The sequence below is a fragment of the Enterobacter sp. R-1.6.2 genome, assembly GCF_035064085.1.
Lineage (GTDB): Bacteria > Pseudomonadota > Gammaproteobacteria > Enterobacterales > Enterobacteriaceae > Enterobacter > Enterobacter asburiae_B.
Genome location: NZ_JASEYI010000067.1, coordinates 1 through 3,732 on the forward strand (window position 1 = coordinate 1; position 3,732 = coordinate 3,732).

Below are 3,732 nucleotides of genomic sequence, written 5' to 3' on the forward strand. Positions count from 1 at the left end.
GGAACAATTATTCAGGCGACTTCACGTCGCACGGACTCGACATAGTCAGCGGCAGGGCTCGGAAAACCGCAGCTGGCCAGGTCTGCAAACAACGGATGGGCCTGTGGCGGGAGTTCTTTCCCGGTGCTGAAAAGCTGCAGTTTCATCTTTCCTCCTGACGTCTAAATATACTGGTTATGCATACAGTATATTTAACAGCGTGAGGATAATCCAGATCGCCTGCGAAATGAACAGAGTGAGTAATCTAAGCTACTCAAAATGTTCATTGATATCATTTTGATTATTTTATATTGCTCATGATGAGAAATAAGGCTTTTATTTTTCCATTTTGCTCTTATAATGTGTATCAAATTGAGTGTAATTGACGGAGCATAATGGTGAATATTTACTGCGATGATGGTTCAACTAATGTTAAGCTGGCATGGTTTGAAGGAAACGAGCTGCAGACCCGGGTTTCTGCTAACTCCTTCCGGCATGGCTGGAAAGTGGCGGAATTCAGTGCTGCAACGTTCAACTATCAGGTGGGCACGCTGAAATACACCTGGGACAGCGTCAGCCGGGATGCCATCCCGACAACAAACGTGGAATATCAGTACGGTGATCTCAACCTGCTGGCCGTGCATCATGCGCTGCTGAACAGCGGACTTGAGCCGCAGCCGGTGAGCCTGACCGTGACGCTGCCCCTGAGCGAGTATTATGACGGGGACTGCCAGCGGAACGAGGAGAATATCCGACGCAAACGGGAAAACCTGATGCGTGAGCTGGTTTTGAATAAGGGCAGGGCATTTACCGTAACGGACGTGAAGGTGATGCCGGAATCACTGCCGGCGGCGTTCTCCCGTCTCGCGGAGCTGAAGCCCGGACCCGCAGAGACCACCCTGATTATCGATCTCGGCGGAACCACGCTCGATGCCGGCGTGATTGTCGGACAGTTTGACGATATCAGTGCGGTACACGGCAATCCGTCTGTCGGCGTGTCACAGGTCACCCGCGCAGCTGCAGGCGCGCTGCGGGCGGCAGACAGCGAAACCAGCGCGCTTATTGCTGACACGGTCATCCGCAACCGCAATGATCGTCAGTATCTGCAGCGTGTGATCAACGATGCCGGAAAAATAGACGATGTTCTGAACAAAATTACAGAGGCCATCACTTCCCTGGGCGCGCGTGTCACCAGTGAGCTGACGGCCTTCAGGAACGTTAACCGGGTATTCCTGGTCGGGGGAGGGGCATCCCTCATTGAAGAGGCTGTCCGTCAGGCCTGGCCTCTGGCTCCTGACCGTATCGAGGTTATAGGCGATCCGCAGCTGGCGCTGGCCAGAGAGATTGCCCTTTACAATAAAGAGGATTAAACGTGCCGGACGGCCAGTATTCTTTCTATCTGCACAGCGACGATCGCACCGACATCGCGGCGATGGCGACCATCAGCACCATCTCACAGCCCCTGCGCGGTGACTTCATCCGGACCGCCGCCACCGCCGGGGCGGTGATGTACCAGACGGATGCCCGTTTACCGGCGCTGATCCCGGTGTTCTTTGACGGGCAGCTGAGCGCCATCCGGCTTTGTGCCGTGATGGCCCTGGTCTCCGGCACCTGGTCTTCACTTTCCGGACTTCCTGATGAGCCGGATGGCGGCGTGGCCGCGCTGGTCATGTCACCGGAGACGAAATATCAGCGCCGTCGTTACACCCTGACGCTTCAGGATGACCGTAGCAGTGAACGGGTTGAGCGTGTGCTGACGGGGGTGTCATCGCGCCTGCGTGGAGAGCTGCTGAGAAACCTGATTATCACCGGTCTGGCCCTGCACACGACCGCACCGGAGCTGCCGCGTCTGCTGGCCAGCATGCCGGTACCGCCCGGCACGGTCAGCGAGCTGCAGGATCTGGTTCAGCAGATGGCCGGTACAGCTGTCGCGATTAAGGCTGCAGTACCGGAGAAACCAGCAGAACCTGCCGCACCGGCAACCGGTGATGCGACCAAGATAAAGAAAAATATGCGACGGGCATTCGGAGACTAGAACATGTCAGTGATTAAACAAAAGGCAGAGCAGTGCATTCATAACTTTCTGCGTGCCCGGAACGTGCCTGAATCTCAGTGGCCGGATCTGGTCAAAAAGACCGGCAGGGGAATGATACTGGCAGGCGTGGCCGTTGTGGTTCCCGGCGTTCTGGCTGATAACATCTCCCTGCCGGTGACAATCGCGATGCAGGTCTGCTACGCTTCACTGATCGGCCTCGGGGTTCTCCTGGCGTTTGACGAGAAAAAACCAAAGGGACGGGGATGAATAGGAGCATTAGCCTGAAGGAAACGGTATGAAGCCTGAAGAACTGTCAGGAGACGAACGCACGCTGGTAGTTATGGCACTGCAGGCGCTGCACCGTGAGAGATTAGCCGCATCAAATGCCGTCTTTACGGTCTGTAGTCTGGCCGGAAAGGAGCAGCCGCCGGAAGATATTTTTGGGTTGCGTGAAGTACAGGATGCGCTGAGACGTATGGGTGCCGCTCCTGCGCGTTAAATCCGGCCCCCGTACACTTCAAAAAAAACGGCAGGGTGACATCGCATCCCTGCCGTCAAATATAGGTGCTTAATTATTAGGCGATTATAATGTGTTTTTTTGTGATGTAAATCACATTTTAATTTAATGTGAAATTTTCCTCCGCTTTACTTAACACGTAAAAATTACCCGCCGTGCCTTCACGCTAACCCGGCCGCTTCTGCCTCCAGGGAAGCTGTCGCCTCCGTCCTCACCCGTTCGCGCCCTGCACGGTGCATTCAGCCCGTGAAGGGCTTGCGCTGCGGCTTCGGCGTCGCCCTGGCGTCTTCCGCTTTTCGCCGGGTTTTTGTGGCGGCACGGCGCAAGAGGGTGCCGGATGCTGAGGACAAAACCATGTTCAGACTGACCTGTATTGAACTGAATAACGGCGAATTTGCCGTGTATATCAACAACCACTACCTGGGGAGCGAGGATGCCAGCAGTGAACGACTGTGCCTGGGTGAAATCCGGGAGCAGCTTTCCCAGCTCCCGGGCGTGGAATTACAGACCCTGCATGAAGCGGTGCCGGAGGAGGATGACTGGTGCTGGAATGACATCGCCGATCGCGTGCTGCCGCCTGTTTCAGCCTGCCGGGATGATGTGACGGTGGCAGGACTCATGGCCAGGCTGAAGCAGTACCCACCGGATGCACTGTGTCTGGGGACATTCTGGCTGGCAGATGATTTTCTTTCACTTGATGACAGTCTGTCTGAAGAGAAAATTGCAGAAGCAATGCGTATCTGCGACCGAAGCCATGATGCCGGAATCGGATTTAACTGGGACACGCTGCAGATTGCCATTGACGGAGTGAAGGGGCGCTGACGAAAAAAAGCAGGACGCTTTCCGGGAAAAGAGCGTCCTCAAATGTGTCATATTTGTTTTAAGTGAAAACCCTTTACTGTTTTCATCCGTGATAATCACACACCTGGCGAATCGTTTCATCAACTAAATATAACATCAGACCAGCAAAAAAAGGACGTCTCCGGTCGGGGACGTCCTGAAATCAAAGGCATACATGTAAGATAACGGCGCGAATCCATTATCAGTGTACATTCTGCCATACCCTGCCTGACTCATCAGCTACCAGAACCGGTAACAAAGGATGTCGGTCCCCTCCGCCTTATTGCCGCCAGCCGGCGGCGTGTTCAACGCCGTGCCTTCACGCTAACCCGGCCGCTGCGGCCGCAAGGGAAGCTCATCG

At 54.9% G+C, this 3,732-nt stretch carries 5 protein-coding genes and 1 pseudogene; 5 read left to right on the top strand and 1 reads right to left on the bottom strand.

All coding sequences use genetic code 11. From position 1 onward, the window contains the following. Positions 1–32: 32 nt before the first annotated feature. Positions 33–146, bottom strand: a pseudogene (locus QMN93_RS25540) (peptidase); the annotation flags it as partial. A gap of 231 nt (positions 147–377) precedes the next feature. Between QMN93_RS25540 and parM the strand changes: the two are divergent. The 5 genes from parM to QMN93_RS25565 all read left to right on the top strand — a co-directional run bounded on the left by parM (position 378) and on the right by QMN93_RS25565 (position 3,353). After that, positions 378–1,349 (top strand): plasmid segregation protein ParM domain-containing protein, encoded by a 972-nt coding sequence (parM, locus tag QMN93_RS25545; protein ID WP_080472841.1) that lies wholly within the window; start codon positions 378–380, stop codon positions 1,347–1,349. A 2-nt stretch (positions 1,350–1,351) separates the two neighbouring features. After that, entirely contained in the window at positions 1,352–2,014 is a 663-nt protein-coding gene (locus QMN93_RS25550; protein WP_032663689.1) for a plasmid partitioning/stability family protein, read from the top strand. A 3-nt stretch (positions 2,015–2,017) separates the two neighbouring features. Continuing rightward, a complete protein-coding gene (locus QMN93_RS25555) occupies positions 2,018–2,281 on the top strand; it encodes a hypothetical protein (protein WP_032663691.1) in 264 nt (87 codons plus the stop codon). 28 nt (positions 2,282–2,309) lie between these two features. Then, positions 2,310–2,513, top strand: a complete 204-nt coding sequence (locus QMN93_RS25560; protein ID WP_032663693.1) for a hypothetical protein — start codon at positions 2,310–2,312, stop codon at positions 2,511–2,513. Between the two features lie 372 nt (positions 2,514–2,885). Next, positions 2,886–3,353, top strand: coding sequence for a hypothetical protein (locus tag QMN93_RS25565; protein ID WP_032663749.1), 468 nt, complete (start codon positions 2,886–2,888; stop codon positions 3,351–3,353). Positions 3,354–3,732 lie beyond the last annotated feature (379 nt).